16 protein-coding genes are annotated in these 21918 nt (G+C 60.0%); 9 read left to right on the forward strand and 7 right to left on the reverse strand.

Going from position 1 to position 21918, the window contains the following annotated elements:
* Positions 1–300 precede the first annotated feature (300 nt).
* The 4 genes from ACTG2T_RS00865 to ydiJ all read right to left on the reverse strand — a co-directional run bounded on the left by ACTG2T_RS00865 (position 301) and on the right by ydiJ (position 6572).
* A complete protein-coding gene (locus tag ACTG2T_RS00865; protein WP_047438936.1) occupies positions 301–2202 on the reverse strand; it encodes a DEAD/DEAH box helicase in 1902 nt (633 codons plus the stop codon).
* Between the two features lie 180 nt (positions 2203–2382).
* Complete coding sequence (locus ACTG2T_RS00870) at positions 2383–2844, reverse strand: hotdog fold thioesterase (protein ID WP_064336666.1); 462 nt, start codon at positions 2842–2844, stop codon at positions 2383–2385.
* Positions 2845–3012: 168 nt separating this feature from the next.
* Positions 3013–3501, reverse strand: a complete 489-nt coding sequence (locus ACTG2T_RS00875) for a hypothetical protein (RefSeq protein WP_330124460.1) — start codon at positions 3499–3501, stop codon at positions 3013–3015.
* Positions 3501–6572 carry a D-2-hydroxyglutarate dehydrogenase YdiJ gene (ydiJ, locus tag ACTG2T_RS00880; protein ID WP_330124461.1) on the reverse strand — a complete coding sequence of 1024 codons (3072 nt, stop codon included), beginning with the start codon at positions 6570–6572 and terminating at the stop codon, positions 3501–3503. Before ydiJ ends, ACTG2T_RS00875 begins: the two co-directional genes overlap by 1 nt.
* Positions 6573–6739: 167 nt before the next feature.
* On the opposite strand from ydiJ, the gene ACTG2T_RS00885 reads away from it, so the two are divergent.
* The 4 genes from ACTG2T_RS00885 to ACTG2T_RS00900 all read left to right on the forward strand — a co-directional run bounded on the left by ACTG2T_RS00885 (position 6740) and on the right by ACTG2T_RS00900 (position 11952).
* Positions 6740–7666, forward strand: a complete 927-nt coding sequence (locus ACTG2T_RS00885) for a cation diffusion facilitator family transporter (RefSeq protein WP_005352774.1) — start codon at positions 6740–6742, stop codon at positions 7664–7666.
* A gap of 299 nt (positions 7667–7965) precedes the next feature.
* Entirely contained in the window at positions 7966–9501 is a 1536-nt protein-coding gene (locus ACTG2T_RS00890; protein WP_330124462.1) for a TerC family protein, read from the forward strand.
* A gap of 196 nt (positions 9502–9697) precedes the next feature.
* Positions 9698–10819 carry an alkene reductase gene (locus ACTG2T_RS00895; protein ID WP_330124463.1) on the forward strand — a complete coding sequence of 374 codons (1122 nt, stop codon included), beginning with the start codon at positions 9698–9700 and terminating at the stop codon, positions 10817–10819.
* Between the two features lie 146 nt (positions 10820–10965).
* Complete coding sequence (locus tag ACTG2T_RS00900) at positions 10966–11952, forward strand: zinc-binding dehydrogenase (RefSeq protein ID WP_330124464.1); 987 nt, start codon at positions 10966–10968, stop codon at positions 11950–11952.
* Positions 11953–12064: 112 nt separating this feature from the next.
* Here the strand turns inward: ACTG2T_RS00900 and ACTG2T_RS00905 are convergent, their stop codons facing one another.
* Positions 12065–13129 (reverse strand): adenosine deaminase, encoded by a 1065-nt coding sequence (locus ACTG2T_RS00905; RefSeq protein WP_330124465.1) that lies wholly within the window; start codon positions 13127–13129, stop codon positions 12065–12067.
* A 197-nt stretch (positions 13130–13326) separates the two neighbouring features.
* On the opposite strand from ACTG2T_RS00905, the gene ACTG2T_RS00910 reads away from it, so the two are divergent.
* From ACTG2T_RS00910 to ACTG2T_RS00930, 5 genes are all read left to right on the forward strand, one after another.
* A complete protein-coding gene (locus tag ACTG2T_RS00910; protein ID WP_005337281.1) occupies positions 13327–14076 on the forward strand; it encodes an HAD-IIA family hydrolase in 750 nt (249 codons plus the stop codon).
* Positions 14077–14130: 54 nt separating this feature from the next.
* The gene (locus ACTG2T_RS00915; RefSeq protein WP_019446569.1) at positions 14131–15705 is read left to right on the forward strand and encodes a cation:proton antiporter family protein; all 1575 of its coding nucleotides are present in this window, start codon (positions 14131–14133) and stop codon (positions 15703–15705) included.
* Positions 15706–15835: 130 nt separating this feature from the next.
* Positions 15836–16204, forward strand: a complete 369-nt coding sequence (locus ACTG2T_RS00920) for a cupin domain-containing protein (protein ID WP_330124466.1) — start codon at positions 15836–15838, stop codon at positions 16202–16204.
* Between the two features lie 192 nt (positions 16205–16396).
* Entirely contained in the window at positions 16397–18061 is a 1665-nt protein-coding gene (asnB, locus tag ACTG2T_RS00925; protein ID WP_151287213.1) for an asparagine synthase B, read from the forward strand.
* Between the two features lie 247 nt (positions 18062–18308).
* Entirely contained in the window at positions 18309–18833 is a 525-nt protein-coding gene (locus ACTG2T_RS00930; protein WP_127007513.1) for an acyloxyacyl hydrolase, read from the forward strand.
* Positions 18834–18934: 101 nt separating this feature from the next.
* Here the strand turns inward: ACTG2T_RS00930 and dcuC are convergent, their stop codons facing one another.
* Complete coding sequence (dcuC, locus tag ACTG2T_RS00935; protein WP_330124467.1) at positions 18935–20308, reverse strand: C4-dicarboxylate transporter DcuC; 1374 nt, start codon at positions 20306–20308, stop codon at positions 18935–18937.
* A gap of 9 nt (positions 20309–20317) precedes the next feature.
* The gene (gene pepT, locus ACTG2T_RS00940) at positions 20318–21556 is read right to left on the reverse strand and encodes a peptidase T (RefSeq protein WP_330124468.1); all 1239 of its coding nucleotides are present in this window, start codon (positions 21554–21556) and stop codon (positions 20318–20320) included.
* Positions 21557–21918 lie beyond the last annotated feature (362 nt).

Consider the following 21918-nt stretch of genomic DNA (forward strand, 5'->3'; position numbering starts at 1 on the left):
GGTTTCACTCTGTCCACCCACAGGGAAACTGCAGAGTCATAATGCAAAACAATGTTGCTGCAACCAGCTCACCACAACAGGCAACCAGCATCAGGCTGTACCCGAATGCCACCTAAAGCATGGCATCCAGGCTCCGAATGTCGCAACCGCACCGGAAAATATTCATGTCCCTTTGGTTCACGACCTGGCTTGTGGAACAGAAATATGACCCCCATACAGGCAAACTGACGGTACAGTCCCTATCGCAGATACAAAAAAAGGCCGCTCAATGAGCGGCCTTCTTCATAACGGGATCAGCAATCAGCTTTCGCGACGCTTGCCACCGAATTTGCGATCTTTGTTGAAGCCACCTTCACGGCGCTCCCCGCTCTTGTTGAACGGACGGTCACCCTGGGGACGGCGATCCTTGTTGAAAGGACGGTCGCCACGGAACGGACGATCACCACGGGGCGGACGGCTGCTGGTGTTGCCACCGGCCGGCACTTCGGTGTAGCGGGTGATCTGCAGCGGACGCTGGCAAACACGGGCTTTCTTGATCACTTCCAGTACATCGGCGGTCATGCCTTTCGGCAGATCGACGGTGGAAAAATCATCAGCGATGTCGATGTTGCCGATGAAGCGGCTCTCGATGTTCGCTTCGTTGGCGATGGCGCCCACGATCTGGCCCGGCTTGACGCCGTGATGGGCACCCACGTCTACGCGGTAGCGCTCCATCTCCACATCCGGGTTGTCTTTCAGCGGACGCGGCTCCAGGGACGGCATGCGACGGGCAGGACGATCGCCACGGTCACCGAAGTCACGACCGCCACGGTCGTTGAAGTCACGGCGCTCGAAGCCACCACGATCGTTGCTGTTGTTGAACAGCGGATCCGGAATGGAGTCATCCAGCAGCAGCGGTTGGTCACCCTGTACCAGCTTGGCCAATGCAGCAGCCAGCTCCAGCGGATCGGCAGAATCCTCTTCGATCAGCTCGTTTACCAGGTTATGGTAGATCTCGAGCTCTTCACCCATCATGGTTTCGCGGATGCGCTCCTTGAACTTGGCCAGACGATGCTGGTTGATGTCCTCGGTGCTCGGCATCTTCATCGGCTCGATGGCCTGACGGGTTGCGTGCTCGATGGCGCGCAGCATGCGACGCTCGCGGGGAGCGACGAACAGGATGGCTTCGCCTTTACGACCAGCACGACCGGTACGGCCGATACGGTGAACGTAAGATTCGGTGTCGTACGGAATGTCGTAGTTCACTACGTGAGTGATGCGCTCAACGTCCAGACCACGGGCGACAACGTCGGTGGCGATCAGGATATCCAGCTGGCCTTGACGCAGTTTGTCGACGGTACGCTCACGCAGTTTCTGCGGGATGTCGCCGTGCAGCGCTTCACAGGCGTGACCACGGGCGGCCAGCTTGCCAGCCAGCTCTTCGGCAGCGTTCTTGGTACGCACGAACACCAGCAGGGCTTCGTAGGATTCCACTTCCAGCAGACGGGTCATGGCGTCCAGCTTGTGCAGACCGGTTACCTGCCAGTAGCGCTGGCGAATAGTGGTAGCGGTAGCAGTCTTGGAGGCAATTTTGATCTCTTTGGGCTGCTTCAGGTGCTTCTGGGCCACGCGACGGATCTGCTCCGGCATGGTGGCAGAGAACAGGGCAACCTGACGAGTGCTCGGGCACTGCTCCATGATCCAGTCAACGTCGTCGATGAAGCCCATACGCAGCATTTCATCAGCTTCGTCCAGTACCAGAGCTTTCAGGCCGGAGAGGTCCAGGTTCTTGCGACGGATCAGGTCCATCACGCGGCCCGGAGTACCAACGACAACCTGGGCACCGCGACGCAGGGCGCGGGTCTGGGTTTCGTAAGAGGCACCGCCGTAGATGGGCAGTACGTGGAAATCAGGCATGTGGTGGGCGTAGCGTTGGCACGCTTCAGCCACTTGCAGCGCCAGTTCGCGGGTAGGCGCCAGCACCAGGATCTGGGTGTTGCGGTTACCAGCTTCCAGACGAGACAACAGAGGCAAGGCAAAAGCAGCGGTCTTCCCTGTACCGGTTTGCGCCTGCCCCAGCAGATCGTGTCCCGCCATCAGGTGGGGAATTGCTGCGGCCTGGATCGGTGACGGGCGCTCATAGCCCACGTCCTGCAGCGCTTTCAATACAGGCGCGGCCAGTCCAAGCTCACTAAAAAGGGGCAGTTGTTCGGTATCAGACATAGATTCTTCCAGATTAAGGCAGGCGGCTAACACCGCGGAATAGCAAAAAGGCGGCGATTATAGCGCCACTTTGTTCTGCTGTCTTGAAAAATGTGATAAGCCTCTCAAGACGTTGGCAATTATAGAGGGATCTGACGAGTATGGCTTGCTTATTTTGCACTCATAGTGCGTTATTGCAGATCACTCCTCGCTGGAGTCCTTGCCCCGCTTGTGTTTGAGCACCGCCATGGTCAGTCGGCTGGTGCACAATAAACGCTCACGTTCGTCCCGAATTTCAATCTGCCACACCTGGGTCGTTGCTCCCAGATGGAGCGGCGTGCAACGCCCGGTCACCACCCCTTCCCGTTTGGCCCGCAGATGGTTGGCATTTACCTCCAGCCCCACACAGTAGCTATCTGGCCCGACCGCCATATTGGCGGCAATCGATCCCAAGGTTTCCGCCAGCACCACAGATGCGCCGCCATGCAGCATGCCAAGGGGCTGGTGAGTGCGATGATCCACCGGCATGGTCGCTTCAAGCCAATCGGTGCCAAAAGCCGTGTAGACGATATCGAGATGGGCCATCAGGGTGTTGCGAGAGGTGGCGTTGAGCCCCTCCAGACTCATGGGTTTACGCCAGATGGGCGCAATATCGTGACTCATTGCGAGCAGACTCCTTATGTAAGTGATGAATGCGTACCGATATGAGTGAAACGCCCTCCATCGGCAAAATGGTTCGGTTATGTGAGTTGTTGGTTACCGGGTAACTTGGTAACAACGCAGCCCCGACCCGGAGCTGCGTGTTACACAATCATGCCCTTAAGCGGGATGTCACCAGGGGTAGGTAACGCCGGGCCACTCGGACCAAGGCACATCTCGCCCCGGCAAGCGGGGGGCTGGCCACTGCCACACCCTGACGAGCCACTCGCGCAGCTGAATCTCCAGCTCCTCATCCGTGATGGGCGCCTCTGCCACCTTCCAGAAGAAGAGCTCCACCGCTACCTCCGGCAGCACCGAGGGGTAGAGATAAACCCCGCCCCAAAATTGCGGCTCCCGATCCGGGCTCCAGAGACCATAGGCAAAGGAGCGCTTGGCCAGAAACTCCGACTGCTGCCACTCCAGATCTCCTTCGTGCTGGCTCAGGCTGAAGTTGGCTGAGGGCCAGATATCGTTCGGGCGAAACAGCTGATGGAGCTGCTCGCGCTCGCGCAACATGGCGACAAACTCCACCACAGCCTGAGCGGGGGTAGCGGGTAACAGCAAGAAACGTGGATGCCGATAAGCCTTCGGCACCCGAAACCGCTTGGGAAACGTCAGCATCAGAGCAGCTCCAGCAGGGCTTGCAATGGATGTTTGAGCTTTTCCCCCTCCATCCGCTTGACCTGACTGCGGCACGAATAGCCGGTCGCCAGGCAGCGCGCTTTGGGTAGACGGGCTAGCGGGTCAGCCCAGCTCAACCCATAGATGCCCTTGGAGTTCTCCACCTGTTTGACATCGTGACCATAGGTGCCCGCCATACCGCAACACCCCACAGAGACCGGCTGCAAACTGGCCCCAAAGCGGCCAAACAGGGTGCTCCAGTCACCGTGAGTGGAGGGCTTGGCGGTCTTCTCGGTGCAGTGGGCAAACAGATACCAGGGCTCGCTCCCCTCCTCGCTCTTGGTCTTGTCGGTTCGAGCAGGCAACTGATCTACCGGCAGCGAGAGCAGCCACTCCTGCGGCAACAACACCTGAAAATCGCCGCGAGCCGACCCCAACGCCTTGGCATACTCGTCGCGATAGCAAAGCACCATGGCCGGATCCACCCCCACCATGGGAATGCCAAGTGCCGCTACCTTATTGAGGAACTGGGCGCTGTTGGCCGCGGTACGGGCAAAGGCGCGCAGGAATCCCTTGATATGCTGGGGTTTACCGTTGGGTTTAAAGGGCAGCAAGTAGGGCTGGAAGCCGAGCTTGCTGGCGAGTTTCACCAGGTCGCGCACCACAGGGGCGTCGTAATAACTGGTGAAGGGGTCCTGCACGATGAGCACAACCTGCTTGCGCTGCTCGGCACTCATCCGCTCCAGTCCCGGCAGATCAAAATAGCGGGCGCGGTTATCGTGCAGGCTCTCGGCAAGGGTAGGCACCGAGAGCAGCGGCACATCGACCATGCCGATACTCTTCTCGGTCGCCTTCTGGGCCCACTCTTTTTCGAGGAAGAAGTTGACCAGCTTCGGCGCCTTGGCAAGCAGCGGCGCATAGCTCTCCACCGTGCCGACGAAGTAATCCTTGGGGGCGCGCAGGTAGCGGCCGTGGTAGAGCTGCATAAAGCGGGCGCGAAAATCGGGCACATCCACCTTGATCGGGCACTGGCTGGTGCACGCCTTGCAGGCCAGACAGCCCGCCATCGCCTCCATCACCTCGTGGGAGAAGTCATACTCGCCGCGCTGTTTGGCCCAGCTGTTGCGCACCTTGTCCACCAGCTGTTTGAAGCGCACACCACCGGATTGCAGCGCCACCTCTTCCGCCAGCGGGTCAAAGCCCTGCTCCGCCAGCTGACGCAACCATTCACGCATCAGGCCCGCCCGCCCCTTGGGGGAGTGGCGACGATCACGGCTGATCTTGACCGAGGGGCACATGGGGGAGTCGGTCTCGAAGGTGAAGCAGAGACCGTTGCCGTTGCAATCCATGGCGCGGGTGTAGCTGGTGCGCACCGCGAGCGGGATCTGGCGGTCATACTTGCCGCGCTTGGGCCCATCCACCGACACCAGCTCGGCGCCGCTACCGTAGGGGATACAGATCTTGCCCGGGTTGATGCGGTTGGTCGGGTCGAACGCCCCCTTGACCCGCTGCAGCTCTTCCCACAGCTCGCCAAAGAAGGCGGGGCTGTATTCGGAGCGAAAGCCCTTGCCGTGCTCGCCCCACATCAGACCGCCATATTTGGCGGTCAGCGCCACCACCTGATCGGAGATGCGGCGCAGCAGCACCTCCTGCTCGGGATCGCACAAATCCAGCGCCGGACGCACATGCAGCACACCGGCATCAACGTGGCCAAACATGCCGTAGTCGAGGCCGTGGGCATCCAGCAGAGCGCGAAACTCCATGATGAAATCGGCCAGTGACTCGGGCGGCACGGCGGTATCTTCGGTGAAGGCCACCGGCTTCTTGCGCCCTTCGGCGTTGCCCAGCAGCCCCACCGACTTCTTGCGCATGGTGTAGATGGTTTCGATGCTCGGCAGGTGGTCACACACCTGATAGCCGATAATCCCGGCCTCCGCCTTGGCCAGCAGCGCGTCGATACGACGGCACAGCTCCGCCACCTTGGCCTTGTGTTCTACCTCGTCGGTATCGGCAAACTCGACAATGTTGAGTCCCTGCAGATCCTTGCCGGGCACATCCTGAATAAGTTCTTTGACCGAATGCCAGATGATGTCGGCGCGGGCCAGCCCGAGCACTCGAGAGTCCACCGTCTCCACCGACAGCGCTTGGGCCTCAACCATAAAGGGGGCATTGCGCAGGGCGGAGGGGAAACTGTCGTACTTGACGTTAACGAGCGTGCGGTAGCGCGGGATGGGGGTGATGTTGAGTTTGGCTTCGGTGATAAAGCCGAGAGACCCTTCAGATCCGCACAGCACCCGGCTCACATCCAGCGTGTCGGTATCCGGTTGATAGAGGTGCTTGAGATCGTAACCGGTCAGAAAGCGGTTGAGCTTGGGGAAGGTCGCCTCGATGTCGGCGCGGCGCTCCTTGCCGATGCGATAGAGGGTGCGATAGATCTCCCCTTCCCGACTCTCCAGCGCCAGCTTGTCGGCCAGTCGCTCACCGGTCAGCGGCTCGGTCGCCATCAGGTCGCCATTCTCCAGCACCGCTTTGAGACCAAGCACGTGATCCGAGGTTTTGCCGTAAACCAGTGACCCCTGCCCCGAGGCGTCGGTGTTGATCATGCCCCCTAAGGTGGCGCGGTTGGAGGTGGAGAGATCCGGCGAGAAGAAGTAGCCATGGGGCTTGAGATAGGCGTTGAGCTGGTCTTTCACCACCCCGGCCTGGGCGCGCACCCACCCATCCTCCAGATTAATTTCCATGATCTGGTTCATATAACGGGAGAGATCGACGATAATGCCGCCGCCCAATGACTGACCATTGGTACCGGTACCGCCACCGCGAGGGAAAAAACTCAAGGAGGCGAACGCCGGCTCTGCGGCCAGCTTGAGCATTGCTGCTATGTCGTCCGCACTGCGCGGATAGAGAACCGCCTGAGGTACTACCTGATAGACGCTGTTATCCGTCGCCATCGCCAACCGGCTTGCATAAGACTTTTCGATATCACCACGAAATGCGCTGCGCTCTAGCAACTCAAGAAACTGCAGGGTTGCGGGTGACAAACTGTCCTGGTAATCGAGTCTCGGGATCATGAATCCTTGTTCCCATCCTTTGCTTGATGCCGGCACGCCGGCGACAACGACTGGCCAGCCGCCTGTCAATGGCAGTCAGGCCAGTCCGCTCACATGTGAGCGGGCAGTATATCAGCTAGAAAACCGCTTGCGCTTGGCAATATTCACCATTTGAAAGGAGGACTTTTATGGCTCACCACAGCCATGTTATCAGTACGCTGGTCACCACCGAAAAACAGGCGCTTACCCTGTCGCTGTTCGGTTGTATCACCTTTGCCATCTTCGGCATCGGCTACGGCCTCTTCGTCGGTTCCAACGCCATCATGCTCGATGGTATCTTCACCCTGTTCAGCATGGGCATGACAGGCCTCGGTCTTGTTACCGCCTATCTCGTTACCCGCCCTTCCGATGCGCGCTTCCAGTACGGCTACGCCCACTTCGAGCCCATCACCAACGTCATCAATGGCGCCATTATCTTGCTGCTCTGCCTTGGCGCTCTCTATAGCGGCATCACCACCCTGCTGGATGGCGGACGAGAGATCGATCTCGGCCACGCCCTTATATATGCCGCCGTCTCCACCTTCTTCTGCGCCATCATCTATCGCATCGAAGCCCAAGTCGCCGAGCAGGTTGACTCCGAACTGGTGCGGGTAGACTCCAAGGAGTGGCTGGTGGATACCCTGCTCAGCGCCACTCTGCTTATCGGTTTCGTGGTCGCCATTGGCCTTGATGCCATCGGCTACGGCCAATACAACCGTTACATAGACCCGGTGCTGGTCTCGCTGCTGGCCCTCTGCGCCACCCTCATTCCCATCAAGGTGCTCGGTCGCAACCTGCGGGAAGTGTTGAAGATCGCCCCCAAGGGAGATGTGCCACGGCAAGTCGAGCAGGAGATCGAGGCGCTGCGCCAGCGCCACGGCATCGAGTGCTACAGCCATCTGGCCAAAAGCGGTCGCCGCTTCGATCTGGAATTGAACATTCTGGTGGCGCCGGGTCAGGAGTGGCCCGTCGAACGTCAGGATGCCCTGCGCCAGGAGCTCTGGTCTCGCCTTGGCGACACCCTGGGCGATGCCTGGCTCTCGGTCTGTTTCACCCGCGAAAAGCGCTGGTTGTAACGACCGCACGGGGGAGAGCGGCACCGCCGCCTCCCCTGTCGCATCACAACCCCATCACGCCTCGCTGACGCTGCTCTTGCCAAATTGGCGCCAGCCGCTATCATCAGGGCTCATTTTTCACCCGAGGTTTTATTGCCCATCATGGACAATCCCCGAAGTTGCCCTTCGTCTCTCTCTGTCAAAGCCTATCTTTTTCTGCTTAATCAGCGCCTCTGAATAACACCTTTGCCTTGCTGTTACTGCGGCCATCGCGCGCCGTGATCACTCTCTGCTCTGTCTGTTTTTATTGAGGTCATACAATGGAATTGCTGCTGGATCCCCATATCTGGATTGGTCTGTTTACCCTGATCATTCTGGAAATCGTGCTGGGGATCGACAACCTGGTCTTTATCGCCATCCTGGTGAAAAAACTGCCCCCCGCCCAACGGGACAAGGCGCGCATCATCGGCCTGTCGCTGGCCCTGCTGATGCGACTTGGGCTCTTGAGTGTCATGTCATGGCTGGTCACCCTGACCACCCCGATTTTGCACCTGTGGGATCACCCCTTCTCCGGTCGGGACCTGATCCTGATGGGGGGCGGCCTGTTCCTGCTGTTCAAGGCCACCTCCGAGCTGCATGAGCGGCTGGAAGCCAAACCCCAGGATGATGGCCCGGTCGGCGCCTACGCCAGCTTTGGCGTGGTGATCGCCCAAATTCTGGTGCTCGATGCGGTCTTCTCGCTCGACTCCATCATCACCGCCGTCGGCATGGTAGAACACCTTGGCGTGATGATGGCCGCCGTGACCATCGCCATGGTGGTGATGGTGCTCGCCTCCAAGCCGCTGACCCGCTTCGTCAACGCCCACCCCACCGTGGTGGTGCTCTGTCTGAGCTTCCTGCTGATGATCGGCTTCAGCCTGGTGGCGGAAGGATTCGGCTTCCATATTCCGAAGGGCTACCTCTACGCAGCCATCGGCTTCTCGGTGCTGATCGAGTTTTTCAACCAGCTGGCCCAGCGCAGCGCCATGCGTCACGAATCCAAACAGCCCCTGCGTGAGCGCACCACCGCCGCCATCTTCAAATTGATGGGCAGCAAGGCCTATCAGGATCAGCCGGATGACGATCTGGATGCCCCGGCCGTAGCGCCGGTGAGCTTTGGCGAGGAGGAGCGCTATATGGTGACCGGCGTACTGTCGCTGGCCGAACGCTCCATTCGCACCATCATGACCCCGCGCTCGGAGATGGCCTGGATCGATATCAACGACTCCAGCGACGAGATCCGCGCCCTGCTGCAGCGCGAGCCCCACAGCCTGTTCCCTATCTGTGACGGGGATCTGGACGAAGTGATCGGAGTGGTCAAGGCGCGCGATCTGCTGTTTGCCTTGAACGAAGGGCAATCTTTGAGCGAACTGGCCAAGCAGAACGATCCCATTATCGTGCCGCAGACCATCAACGTGATCCGCCTGCTGGCGGAGCTGCGCAAAGCCAAGGGGAGCCTTATTCTGGTCTCCGACGAGTTTGGCGTGATCCAGGGGCTGGTCACCACCCACGATCTGCTGGAGGCCATCGTCGGCGAGCTGCCGGACGAGGACGAAACCCCGGATATCGTGCGCGATGGCGAAGGGTGGCTGATCAACGGCAGCACCAACATCCACCATGTGGAGCAGGTGCTGGAGCATGAGGGGCTGGTGAGCGAGAGCGATGAATACGTGACCCTGGCGGGCATGCTGCTCTCCCACTTCGGCACTCTGCCTACCTCGGGCCAGCAGTTGCAACTGCAGCAGCTCAACTTCGAGGTGATCGAGGTGAGCGAGCGGCGCATCGAGCGGGTGAAAGTGATGCCCGCCGCGGCTTGAGCCTGCCACCAGCAGAAAACCGAAGAGGGCCAGACGGCCCTCTTTTTTATGCTTCAACTTTATGCCTCAACGCCTCCTTTACCGGCGGTTTGTGCCGATTGCTGCATCAAGCACAATTCTCTTGTGCAATTACCCCTCTTTTTCACAACAAGATGGCGGCATAAAGTGGCCTCACTTCCACCATGAGGAACTCAAGATGAGCCACGATCACCTGTTCTGCCCGCTGCGCCTTGGCCAGCTGCACCTTGCCAACCGCATCGTCATGCCCCCCATGACCCGCTCCCGTGCCAGTCAGCCCGGTGATGTGGCCAACGCCATGATGGCGAGCTACTACGCCCAGCGCGCCGAGGCGGGCCTGATCATCAGCGAAGGCACCCAAATCGACCCCATGGGCAAGGGCTATGCCTGGACGCCGGGCATCTACAGCGCCGAGCAGATCGCTGGCTGGAAACTGGTGACCGATGCCGTGCACGCCAAGGGGGGCACCATCTTCGCCCAGCTCTGGCACGTGGGCCGGGTCACCCATCCGGACAACATCGGCGGCGCCCAGCCCATCTCCGCTTCAGCCCTGCCCGCAGTGGGTGTCAAGGTGTTCGTCGATAACGGCAGCGATGCGCCAGGCTTTGTCGAGACCGTCACCCCGCGCGCCATGACCCAGGCCGATATCGATGCGGTAGTGGGCCAGTTCCGTCAGGCGGCTCGCAACGCCATCAGCGCCGGTTTTGACGGTATCGAGCTGCACGCCGCCAACGGTTATCTGATCAACCAGTTCCTCGACTCCGAATCCAACGCCCGCACCGACAATTACGGCGGATCGCTGGAGAACCGGCTGCGCTTTCTCAAAGAGGTGACCGAGGCAGTCAGCAGCGAAATCGGCGCCGATCGGGTTGGGGTGCGTCTTGCGCCACTCACCACCCTCAACGGCACCGTGGATGCCAATCCGCAGGAGACCTATCTGGCGGCCGCCCGTCTGCTGGGCCAGCTCAATGTCACCTACCTGCACATTGCCGAAGCGGACTGGGACGATGCCCCCCTGATGCCGGAGAACTTCAAGCAGGGTCTGCGCGATGCCTTCCCCAACACCCTGATCTACGCCGGCAAATATGATGGCAAGCGGGCTCGCACCGCCCTCGAAGCGGGCTGGGCCGACATGATTGGATTTGGCCGCCCCTTCGTTGCCAACCCGGATCTGCCGAACCGGCTGCGTCACGGCTATCCGCTGGCCCCCCACGATCCGGCCACCCTGTTTGGCGGCGGCGAAAAAGGGCTGACAGACTACCCCGTCTATCAGGCCGATGACGCAGCTACCCGCAGCTGATTGTCGATGGCCAACCGGCCACGTAACGCAGGCCCCACAGGTTGGGGCCTGCTGTATTGTTGCCCATTCGCGGCAGTGGCGGTTTCACTGTCTTGCTGTTGCAATGATCTCGTTGTTCTCTCCCCTCGCTTTCACAAGGAGTCATCATGAATCACACCCAAGCCTGGTGCTGGCATGCCCCCGGTGAACCGACCCAGCTTACCCTCGTCGACCTGCCCCTGACACCGCTCGCCCCTGACGAGGTACTGGTGGCAAACCGGGTTATCGCCTTCAATCCGGTGGACTGGAAGCTGATCGAATATGGCCACTCCCACTGGCAGGATGGTAAGGTGCCCGGCGTCGATGGCATGGGCACTATTGTGGCCCTCGGCACCAACGTCAGCCATCTGCGTCTCGGTGCCCGGGTCGCCTACCACACCGATCTGCGCCACCACGGCAGCTTTGCCCGCCACACTAGAGTACCGGCCCGCGCCCTGCTGCCAGTGCCCGATGCCCTGAGTGACGAGGCGGCCGCCGCCCTGCCCTGTCCCGGCCTCACCGCGTGGCAGGCGCTGGCCAAGCTGCCGCGCCTGCACGGGGAAGCGCTGCTCATCACAGGTGCCGGCAGCAGCGTCGGCCGCTTTGCGGTACAGCTCGCCCTCAAGCAAGGAGCGCGAGTCTTTGCCAGCGCCAGCCCACGCCACCATCACTGGCTCAAACAGATCGGTGTGCAGGGTGTAGCCGATTATCGGGATCCCGACTGGCTGGCCACCTTGCAGACTGCCAACGGTAACGAGCCGTTCGAGGGGATCATCGATCTGGTCTCCAGCCAACAGGCAGAGAGCCTGCTGCCTGCCCTTGGCTACTACGGTCACATGGTGACTGTGCTCGGGCGCATCCCGCACAATCCGTTGCCCGCCTTTAGCCATTGCCACTCATTGCACGAGATTGCGCTGGGCGCCCAGCACGCCTTTGGCTCGGACAAACAGTGGAGCCGACTGGTGGCCGCCGGTGTCGCCATGATGGAGCAGATGGTGAGCGGCGAGCTGACCCTACCGCCGCTGGTGGTCGGCGACTTTGAGGAACTACCCACCCTGCTCGAGCGCTTCAAGCGCGAAGGACAGGGTGAGAAGTTTCTGGTGCGAGTGGCGTAACACTGCCTTCCCCGGCAACCACACCAGCCTTTGAAAGATGAGAGGCCCGCCAGTGATGGCGGGCCTCTCTTTATATCCACTGCATGTCATCTCGACTTCATTGGCGCCTGACTCAATGCAGGATCACCCCGTGAGTCTCGGCATAACTGCGGATCTCCCGGGTCAGCCGCGCCTTGTCGGCCAGAGAGAGCCAGCTCGCCTCAACGGCATTGAGCGACAAGCGGCAGAGCTGACTCATGGTCGCGCCAAGGCCATCGGCCAGCGCCACAAAGTTGGCATTCATATAGCCGCCAAAGTAGGCGGGGTCGTCCGAGTTGATGGTGACGCAGAGCCCCTGCTCCAGCAGCCGCAACACATTGTGCTGGGCCATATCGCCGAACACCTTGAGCCTTGTGTTGGAGAGAGGGCAGACGGTGAGCGGCAAGCGGGTATCCGCCAGATAGCGCAGCAGCTCGGGATCGTCTGCCGAACGCACCCCGTGATCGATGCGGCATACCTGCAGCTCGTTGATCGCCTGCCAGATGTAGTCGGCAGGCCCCTCTTCACCGGCATGGGCCACCACCGGCAGCCCCAGCTCTCGGCAGCGGGCAAAGACCCGGGCAAACTTGGTCGGCGGATTGCCCTTCTCCCCCGAGTCGAGGCCGATACCGTGAATGCTTGACAGGAAGGGCATAGCCTCTTCCAACGTCGCAAAGGCATCCTCTTCGCTCAGGTGGCGCAAAAAGCTCATGATCAGCCGCCAGCTGATGCCAAACTCCTTCTCCCCGGTCTGCAGCGCCCGCTCGATGCCGCCCAGCACAGTGGCAAAGGGGATACCGCGAGCGGTGTGGGTCTGCGGGTCGAAGAAGATCTCCACATGCACCACCTTGTCGGCGGCGCAACGCTCAAGATAGGCCCAGGTGAGGTCGAAGAAGTCCTGCTCGGTCACCAGCACGCTGGCGCCGCGATAGTAGAGGTCGAGAAAGGATTGCAGGCAGTCAAAGTCATAGGCGGCGCGCACGCTGGCCACGTCGGGCCAGGGCAGTGGCACACCGTTGCGGCGGCCCAGCTCAAACATCAGCTCGGGTTCGAGGCTGCCCTCGATATGCAGGTGCAGCTCCAGTTTCGGCAGTCCGGCGATAAATAGCGCGGCGGTGAGGTGTTCGGGTGTGACTGGCTTGGAAATCGGGGTGTCCATAGCGACGGCTCCATCAGCAAAGTGATCCGGCGTCAGCCCCTCCACCAGACTGACCCGACGGCAGCTTTATTGTGCACCGAAGTGGCGAGACAGGGGAGACTTGTCATCAAACAGACTTATAATGGCGTCACAAAAATCATAAATGATTGAACATCTTAACGATTGGCGGCTCGCCTGCGCCCTGACAAGGAGTTTTCATGAAGAAGAACGTCATCTGCGATATCGACGGTGTCATCCTGCACAACAACGATCTCATCCCCGGTGCCGACCGTTTCGTCCATCGCCTGCTGGAGCAGGGCAGCAAGCTCTTGTTCCTCACCAACTACCCGGCCCAGACCCAGAAAGATCTGCAAAACCGCTTCCGTTCCGCAGGTATCGAAGTGCCGGAGGAGTGCTTCTACACCTCCGCCATGGGCACCGCCGACTTTCTCAAGCGACAGGATGGCAAGAAGGCCTATGTGATCGGTGAAGGGGCGCTGACCCACGAGCTCTACAAGGCCGGTTTCACCATCACCGATATCGACCCGGACTTCGTGGTGGTGGGCGAGACCCGCAACTACAACTGGACCATGATGCAACAGGGCGCCAAGTTCGTCGATCAGGGGGCCCGCTTTATCGCCACCAACCCCGATACCCACGGCCCCATGATGCACCCGGCCTGCGGCGCCCTGTGCGCCCCCATCGAGCGGATGACCGGCAAGAAGCCGTTCTATGTCGGCAAGCCGAGCGCCTGGATCATCCGTGCGGCGCTCAACCGGATGGAGGCCCACTCCGACGACACCATCATCATCGGCGACAACCTGCGCACCGACATTCTGGCGGGCTTTCAGGCCGGTCTCGAAACGGTGCTGGTGCTCTCCGGGGTGAGCAAGGTCGCCGATATCGACCGCATGCCGTTTCGCCCGAACCATATTTTCGACTCCGTGGTCGACATCGATATCGTCTAATCACCACCCAAGCGTTAAACAGGGCAGGTCTCTCCTGCCCTTGCAGGATCTGTTATGGAACCCATTCTGATCGCTGTGGCCTTTGGCTGCGGCATGGTAGTCAATCTGATTGGCCTGCCCCCCCTGCTCGGCTTTCTGGCCGCCGGTTTTATCCTCAACGGCATGGGATATGAAAATACTCCTGCCCTGAGCGAGGTAGCCGATCTCGGCGTCACCTTGCTGCTGTTCACCATCGGTCTCAAGCTCAATATCAAGACCCTGATGCGGCGCGATGTGTGGGGTACCACCAGCCTGCACCTGCTGCTCTCCACCCTGCTCTTTACCGTGGTACTGCTGGTCTGCAAGGGACTGGGGCTTGAACTTGCCCTGTCGCTGGACTGGAAGCTGGCGCTGCTGCTGGGCTTTGCCCTCTCCTTCTCCAGCACTGTCTTTGCGGTCAAGGTGCTGGAAGATCGCAGCGACATGAATGCCCTCTACGCCCGCATCGCCATCGGGGTGCTGGTGATGCAGGATGTGTTCGCCGTGGCGTTTCTGGCCTTCTCCAGCGGCAAGTGGCCCAGTATCTGGGCGCTCTGGGTACTGGGATTGCCGCTGCTGCGCCCGCTGCTGTTCAAGCTGCTGGAGCGTGCCGGGCACGGCGAGCTGCAGGTGCTGTTCGGGGTGTTTTTGGCGCTGGTGGTCGGGGCCGCCGGTTTTGAAGTGGTCGGCCTCAAACCGGATCTCGGGGCACTGATCATCGGCATGATGCTCGCCTCTCATCCGGCTGCGGCAGGGCTTGCCAAGGCGCTCTTTAACCTCAAAGACCTCTTTCTGGTCTGCTTTTTTCTCACCATCGGCCTCAACGGCCTGCCGACCCACGACACCATGCTGCTGGCACTGGCGCTGGTGCTGGCCCTGCCGCTCAAAAGTGTCCTCTACTATCTGGTCTACAGCGGCGCACACCTGCGGGTGCGTACCGCCCTGCTCTCGACCCTGGCGCTCACCAACTTCTCGGAGTTTGGCCTGATCGTCGCCGCCATCGCCGCCAAGGCGGGCTGGCTCTCCCACGAGTGGCTGGTGGCGGTCTCGCTGGCACTGGCGGCGAGCTTTATGATCTCCGCCCCGCTCAATGCCCAGAGCGAGCGCATTTATCACCGCATCGGCCACTGGCTGCGGGGATTGCAGGCAAGCAACCTCCATCCGGAAGACAGGCCCATAGAGCTTGGTGATGCCGAGGTGATCATCCTCGGTATGGGGCGGATCGGTCAGGGGGCCTACTTCGAGCTGGAGAACAAGTACGGCAACGTCATCCTCGGGGTGGAGAACGACAGCGAGAAGCTACCCACCCTGCGCGCCCAGGGGATGAACGTCATCGAGGGGGATGCCACCGATACCGACTTCTGGGACAAGGTGCTGCTCTCCAATCAGGTCAATCTGGTGCTGCTGGCGATGCCCCACCATTCGGGGAATCTCTACGCCATCGAGAAGCTGCGCAGCCACGGATTCAACGGCAAGATCGCCGCCATCGTCCGTTTCGAGGACGATATCGCCTCCCTCAGAGAGCAGGGAGTGGATGCGGTATTCAACGTCTACAACGAAGCGGGCAGCGGCTTTGCCCGCCATGTGATCCGCCGCTTGCAGCCGCTTTGAGTTATCGGCCAGCAGCCCTTGGCAAGGGAATGCGCATCGTTTAAGTTATGCACAACCTCGTTTAATAAAACGAACAAACGCGGGGCCGGGATGGCCCCGCGTTCCTATCTGCCGAAGCCAAGGAGGCACCATGAAGACCCTCAACGACTGGATCCTGCTCGATCGCCATGAGGCGGCCCCTACCCCGCTGATGCCAGCCCCTGAGCGCATTAAAGCGGGCAACCCGGCGCAAACGGTGTGGAACCACTACTCCGACCCAAGCCAGCAGTTTCACGTGGGCTTCTGGGCTTGCGAGCCGGGCCGCTGGGCCATCCACTACACCGAGCACGAGTATTGCCAGATGCTGGAGGGGGATGTGGTGATCCACGACAGTGAGGGCGGCCAGCTTGCTCTCAAACCCGGCGATCAATTCGTGATTCCGGCAGGCTTTGTCGGCGAGTGGGAGACCCTTACTCCCTGTCGCAAGGTCTATGTGATCTTCGAACCCGCCTCTGCTTGACGTTCACGTCACCCTGCCCCGTTGCAGCAGCCCTTATCCTGTTGATCTGCTTGACGCTTACGGCATGATTTTCTGCGGTTTTCCCGCTTGCAAAAGGTTTTTCCGCTAGGCATTGTGTCTGACGAGGAATGTAAATGGAATTTCGAGCCCAAACGTGGGGGGCTCATATAAAAATCAAGAGGATTACCGCCAATGTGTTCAATTTTCGGCATTCTGGATATCAAGTCCGATGCAGTAGCCCTGCGCAAATCGGCGCTGGAGATGTCCAAGCGACTTCGTCACCGCGGGCCTGACTGGTCCGGCGTCTACAGCTCCGACAAAGCCATTCTGGTGCACGAGCGTCTGGCCATCGTCGACCCGGGCAATGGCGCCCAGCCGCTCTACAACCCCGAGCGCACCCATGTGCTGGCGGTCAATGGCGAGATCTACAACCACAAGGAGCTGGAGAAGAGCCTCAAGGTCGACTTCCAGTTTCAGACCAAATCCGACTGTGAAGTGCTGCTAGCTCTCTACAAGGAGAAGGGCCCGGCGTTTCTCGACGATCTCAACGGCATCTTTGCCTTCATTCTTTATGACGCCGAACAGGATGCCTACCTGATTGGTCGCGACCACATGGGGATCATCCCCCTCTATACCGGTCGCGACGAGCACGGCAACTTCTATGTCGCCTCCGAGATGAAGGCGCTGGTGCCGGTCTGCAAGAGCGTCGAAACCTTCCCGCCGGGACACTACCTGTGGAGCAAGGATGGCGAGCTCAAACAGTGGTACAAGCGCGACTGGATGGAGTACGCCGCGGTCGAGCACAATGTCAGTGACAAGGCCGAGCTGAAAGCGGCGCTGGAAGCGGCGGTCAAACGCCAGCTGATGTGCGACGTGCCTTATGGCGTGCTGCTCTCCGGCGGGCTGGACTCCTCCGTTATCTCAGCCATTACCAAGCTCTATGCGGCACGCCGCATCGAGGACGATGGCAAGAGTGAAGCCTGGTGGCCACAACTGCACTCCTTCGCCGTGGGGCTCGAAGGCTCACCTGATCTCGCCGCCGCCCGCAAGGTGGCCGATCATCTGGGCACCATCCACCACCAGATCCACTTCACCGTGCAGGAGGGTCTGGATGCCCTGCGCGACGTCATCTATCACCTCGAGACCTATGACGTCACCACCATCCGCGCCTCCACGCCCATGTATCTGATGGCCCGCTACATCAAGGCGATGGGGATCAAGATGGTGCTCTCCGGTGAAGGCTCCGACGAGCTGTTTGGTGGCTACCTCTATTTCCACAAGGCACCCAACGCCCGCGAGTTCCACGAAGAGAACGTGCGCAAGCTCGCCTCTTTGCACCTCTATGACTGCCTGCGCGCCAACAAGTCGATGGCAGCCTGGGGTGTGGAGGGTCGCGTGCCCTTCCTCGACAAGGAGTTCATGGACGTGGCGATGCGCCTGCAGCCCGCCGACAAGATGTGTGGCAAGGGCAAGATCGAGAAGCACATCCTGCGCGAAGCGTTCGAAGATCTGCTGCCCCACGAAGTAGCGTGGCGCCAGAAGGAGCAGTTCTCCGATGGCGTGGGCTATTCGTGGATCGACAGCCTGAAAGCCATGGTGGAACAGGAAGTGACGGATCAGATGTTCGAAGCGGCCGCATTCCGCTTCCCCATCAACACCCCGCTCACCAAGGAGGCCTACTTCTACCGCACCATCTTCGACGAGCACTTCCCGCTGGAAGCCGCCGCCCGTACCGTGCCTTACGGCAAGTCGGTCGCCTGCTCCACCCCCACTGCGCTGGAGTGGGATGCCAAGTTCAAGGAGATGGCCGACCCGTCCGGCCGCGCCGTGATGGACGTGCACCAGCAGGGCTACTAAGCCCGAACGGGTTCACCCGGGCGGATAACGCCAGATAGTAAAAAGCCCTTCACCACGGTGAAGGGCTTTTTCATGTCCCCGCTGCCACGCCCGCCAAACCACATCAGACCACGCAGATAGTTGATTTTTCATAAATATTTAATTTTTTTACCTGCTGACCATTCATTGACAGGGTGTGCTTCGATTGACTATGCCTGAAGGGTGATCAACAGGATCACCACGATGACAACAAGGATCGGGAGGGGGCATGGACGCTAACACTCTATCAAGGATCGGCCTGCTGACAGCACTGCTCGCCAGTCCGTCTGCAATGGCGAATGACAATATCGTGGTACTGCAGCTTGGCAAGGCCTTCAGCAATGAAAAGCTCGACATCAACATCGCCGACGCCAAGTTCCATCATATGTTCTGGCGCTGGGGAGACTCAGGCTGTCAATTTGGGCTGGGGGTACGTGCCGGAACGCTCAAGGTAGAAGATGAAGAGACCGCCAGACTGGGGGGCGGCGCCCGTATCGAATGCCAATGGGGTAACTGGGTGACCTGGCTCCCCGGCGAAATGGTCTGGCTCGATCAGTACCAATTTGGGACTCGCGGCCACGGCTACAAGGATTACGGCGGCCCCTTCCAGTTCGCTCTGGGTATCGGCCTCGGCTACGCCATCACCAAGAATTGGCTGATCGGCTATCAGTATGAGCACATGTCCAACGCCTATATGTATGACAAGAACCCGGGGCTGGACAGCCATACCCTCCATATCGAGTACCGTTTTTAGCTGGACGCCCCCCACTGCAAGCAATATAACGCGATGCAAAAAGCCCTTCACCATGGTGAAGGGCTTTTGGTTATTTCATCTCCTGATAACCGAAGGGGCAGTTACAGATAGAAGATCCCCACGATCAGGGTATGGAAGACAAAGCCGACCATCAGGGGTACCGAGGTGCGCTTGATCACCGCGAACGGGGTCAGCTTGGCCCCGCTGGAGACAGCGATGATCACCCCGGAGACCGGCGACATGGCACGCCCCATGTGGGAGGCCTGTTGCATCGGCAGGATCATGGCGGCGGTATTGACCCCCATGCTCGCCGCAATCTGCGGGATCAGCTCGACAAAGGCGAGGAAGGGCGCATTGCCGGAGCCCATGATGATGGCGGCAACCAGCGTAACCAATGCAAAAACGATCGCCATGGCAAAGGCAGGCAGTCCCACATGTTCGGCGCCGACGATCAGGATATCGATCACCCCCAGCACCTTGATGCCGTATGCGAAGATCCCCGCCGCCACCAGCAGCCCCACCACGTTGCTGAATGCTGACCCCATGCCGTTGAGGAAGTGGCTGAAACCACCGCACACCTGTTTCATGTCACGGGTTCTGGCTGCCTCTACCACCATGCTGATAAACATCGAGATCATCACTATGGTGATAACATTGAGCTTGATGTGGTCGACAAACAGGGAAGAGAAGCCCACCGCCATGATGATGGGCAGCATCGGCAAAATGGCATAAAAGCCGGGGACTCCGACCTGTTGCGCCGAGTCGTCCACCTCAGCGGCCCCCTGATGCTGGTGTCCATCCTGCAGATCGCAGCGCCGCTGCCAGAATACGTGCATCAAGCCCACCACCAGCACGGTCGCCAGTGCGGCCGGGCCCTGATAGGTGTAGACATATTCGATCACGTTGTGGCCCATGCCCACCGCATCGGTTGCACGGATGGCGTCAATAGCGGTCGGGGTATAGGCCACCCCGAGGGAAGTAGCAATCACCCCGGCCGACGAAGCCGCAGAAAGCCCCAGCCCCACCATGATAGGGAACAGGGTCGCCATCAACAGTACCGCCAGACCGGTCGCCGAGGGGATTGCCAGTTGCAGCGCGCTGGCCAGCAGATAGGAGAAGAAGAGCAACACATAGGGGGAGCGCAACCGGCGCAGCGGACGAATCGCAATGCGCACCACCGCATCGTTGGCACCGATATGATCCATGTAATGGGCAAAGCCCATCAGCGCCATGATCATCAGCCCCAGATCGGCCGCCCGCGAACTGAAGAGATCCCGCATCACCTCAAACGGATCGAACAGGGCAATCCCGGTGCTCTCGACCCCTTTGGGCAGCACACTCCCCCACCCTGCCAGCTGGCTTGCCACCATCAGCACCAGTCCGGCGGCAAACAGCACCGGCTCGGCCCGATAGCCTTTGAGGATCAGTCTGGCCACCAGCACGATGACCAGCACTGCAATCACTACCTGAAACATGACGACTCCTTAGCGACTGAAACTGGCGTGGGTGAGCTTGATTATCTCGATCACCACGGCACTGGCCGCCTCGAGGGAGCTGACCGGCAGGTACTCATAGATGGAGTGGAAGTTGTGAGCACCGGTGAAGAGGTTCGGGCAAGGCAATCCCTTCTGGGAGAGCACGGCGCCATCATAACCACCGCGCATTGGGATGGGCTTGGGGGTGATCCCCAGCGTCTCGTAAGCGGCCAACGCCAGTTCGATGGGATAGCAGTTCTCCCCCTGCAAGCTGTTGAAGACATTGCTGTAGCGATCGCTCAAGTGGTAACTCACGCTCTGCTCACCCCACAGGGCCTGACAGCTCTTGCCGAGGGTGTCGAGCAGGGTCATTCGTTGCTGATACCCATCCTGAGTGAAGTCGCGCACATCCAGCTTGAGCACAGTTTGGGCGCTGTTGCCCTGCATCTGCTTGACCCAGTAGTAACCCTCGCGCCCCTCGGTATATTCGGGCGCTTCGCCCCCCGGCAGCATGGCGATAAACTTGTGCGCCATCAGCAGCGAGTTCTTCAGCTTGCCCTTGGCCGACATGGGGTGGGCCGAGGCACCGTGAAAGACAAACTCCGCATCCCCCGCATTCCAGTTCTCATAGACCAGCTCGCCAATGCCGCAGCAGTCGAGGGTATAGGCGAAGTCAGCGCCAAAACGTTCGGTATCGAACGCCTTGGCCCCGCGCAATCCCTGCTCCTCGTCAGGTACCAGACCAATTTTGATGGTGCCGTGGGGGATCTCCGGATGTGCCTGCAGATAGGCAACCGCATTGACGATGGCGGCGATGGCCGCCTTGTCATCGGCCCCCAGCAGGCTGGTGCCGTCGGTCACGATGATCCGATCACCGACATAGTTGGCCAGCTCGGGGAACTCGCTCAGACGCAGGGTGATCTGCTGGTCGGCATTGAGGCAGATATCGCCCCCTTCATAGGCCACTACTTGGGCATGGGTATCGTTGGTGTGTTCAGCACTGGTATCGAGATGAGCAAAGAAGGCCACGGTGGGCAGATCCCCCGCCACATTGGCAGGAAGTGTGGCGGTCAGGATGGCGTTATCCGCCACCTCCACGGTCAACCCCAGGGCGATCAGCTCCTGCGCCACCTTGTCAGCCAGCACCCGCTGCCCCGGGGAGGAGGGCATTACCCCGGCGGCGCCCGCTTCACGATTGGTGGTGGTATTGATGGCGGTGTATCCCAAAAATCTGTCGACAATATGCATTGCGGTAGTCCTGTGAGTAGTGACGGATATGATGCCGTGACGAGATCCGGCGGCGCGGTCGCCTTATTCAGAAAGCAGCCGCTTTTTTCTGCAAACAGCCGTCTGATGAAGCGATAACGCCTTGGATTAACGAGAAAAAATGAGATGGATAAAGAGAGTGCCCATCACAGTCGAATCAATGGGTAGTGATAAATAACACAGAAAGACCGCATAAAAGCTCTCAGATAACCAAAAGTGGGTAGCTGATCACGTAACCTATATGCTGAAAGGCGAAATAAAAACCTGAATGAAAGTCTCTGCTTTCGTATCGGGTAGCGAAATCCACTACCCGGGCCAGACACATTGGCGGGATGTCATAAAGG

Source organism: Aeromonas sp. 75A, assembly GCF_051919425.1.
GTDB lineage: Bacteria > Pseudomonadota > Gammaproteobacteria > Enterobacterales > Aeromonadaceae > Aeromonas > Aeromonas veronii.

What these genes read in the sequence shown, in the direction of transcription:
- pepT (WP_330124468.1), bottom strand. Translation starts at nt 21,556, where the DNA reads ATGCATATTGTCGACAGATTTTTGGGATACACCGCCATCAATACCACC.
- ACTG2T_RS00895 (WP_330124463.1), top strand. Translation starts at nt 9,698, where the DNA reads ATGAGCCACGATCACCTGTTCTGCCCGCTGCGCCTTGGCCAGCTGCAC.
- ACTG2T_RS00920 (WP_330124466.1), top strand. Translation starts at nt 15,836, where the DNA reads ATGAAGACCCTCAACGACTGGATCCTGCTCGATCGCCATGAGGCGGCC.
- ACTG2T_RS00885 (WP_005352774.1), top strand. Translation starts at nt 6,740, where the DNA reads ATGGCTCACCACAGCCATGTTATCAGTACGCTGGTCACCACCGAAAAA.
- ydiJ (WP_330124461.1), bottom strand. Translation starts at nt 6,572, where the DNA reads ATGATCCCGAGACTCGATTACCAGGACAGTTTGTCACCCGCAACCCTG.
- asnB (WP_151287213.1), top strand. Translation starts at nt 16,397, where the DNA reads ATGTGTTCAATTTTCGGCATTCTGGATATCAAGTCCGATGCAGTAGCC.
- ACTG2T_RS00870 (WP_064336666.1), bottom strand. Translation starts at nt 2,844, where the DNA reads ATGAGTCACGATATTGCGCCCATCTGGCGTAAACCCATGAGTCTGGAG.
- dcuC (WP_330124467.1), bottom strand. Translation starts at nt 20,308, where the DNA reads ATGTTTCAGGTAGTGATTGCAGTGCTGGTCATCGTGCTGGTGGCCAGA.
- ACTG2T_RS00865 (WP_047438936.1), bottom strand. Translation starts at nt 2,202, where the DNA reads ATGTCTGATACCGAACAACTGCCCCTTTTTAGTGAGCTTGGACTGGCC.
- ACTG2T_RS00910 (WP_005337281.1), top strand. Translation starts at nt 13,327, where the DNA reads ATGAAGAAGAACGTCATCTGCGATATCGACGGTGTCATCCTGCACAAC.
- ACTG2T_RS00905 (WP_330124465.1), bottom strand. Translation starts at nt 13,129, where the DNA reads ATGGACACCCCGATTTCCAAGCCAGTCACACCCGAACACCTCACCGCC.
- ACTG2T_RS00875 (WP_330124460.1), bottom strand. Translation starts at nt 3,501, where the DNA reads ATGCTGACGTTTCCCAAGCGGTTTCGGGTGCCGAAGGCTTATCGGCAT.
- ACTG2T_RS00890 (WP_330124462.1), top strand. Translation starts at nt 7,966, where the DNA reads ATGGAATTGCTGCTGGATCCCCATATCTGGATTGGTCTGTTTACCCTG.
- ACTG2T_RS00930 (WP_127007513.1), top strand. Translation starts at nt 18,309, where the DNA reads ATGGACGCTAACACTCTATCAAGGATCGGCCTGCTGACAGCACTGCTC.
- ACTG2T_RS00900 (WP_330124464.1), top strand. Translation starts at nt 10,966, where the DNA reads ATGAATCACACCCAAGCCTGGTGCTGGCATGCCCCCGGTGAACCGACC.
- ACTG2T_RS00915 (WP_019446569.1), top strand. Translation starts at nt 14,131, where the DNA reads ATGGAACCCATTCTGATCGCTGTGGCCTTTGGCTGCGGCATGGTAGTC.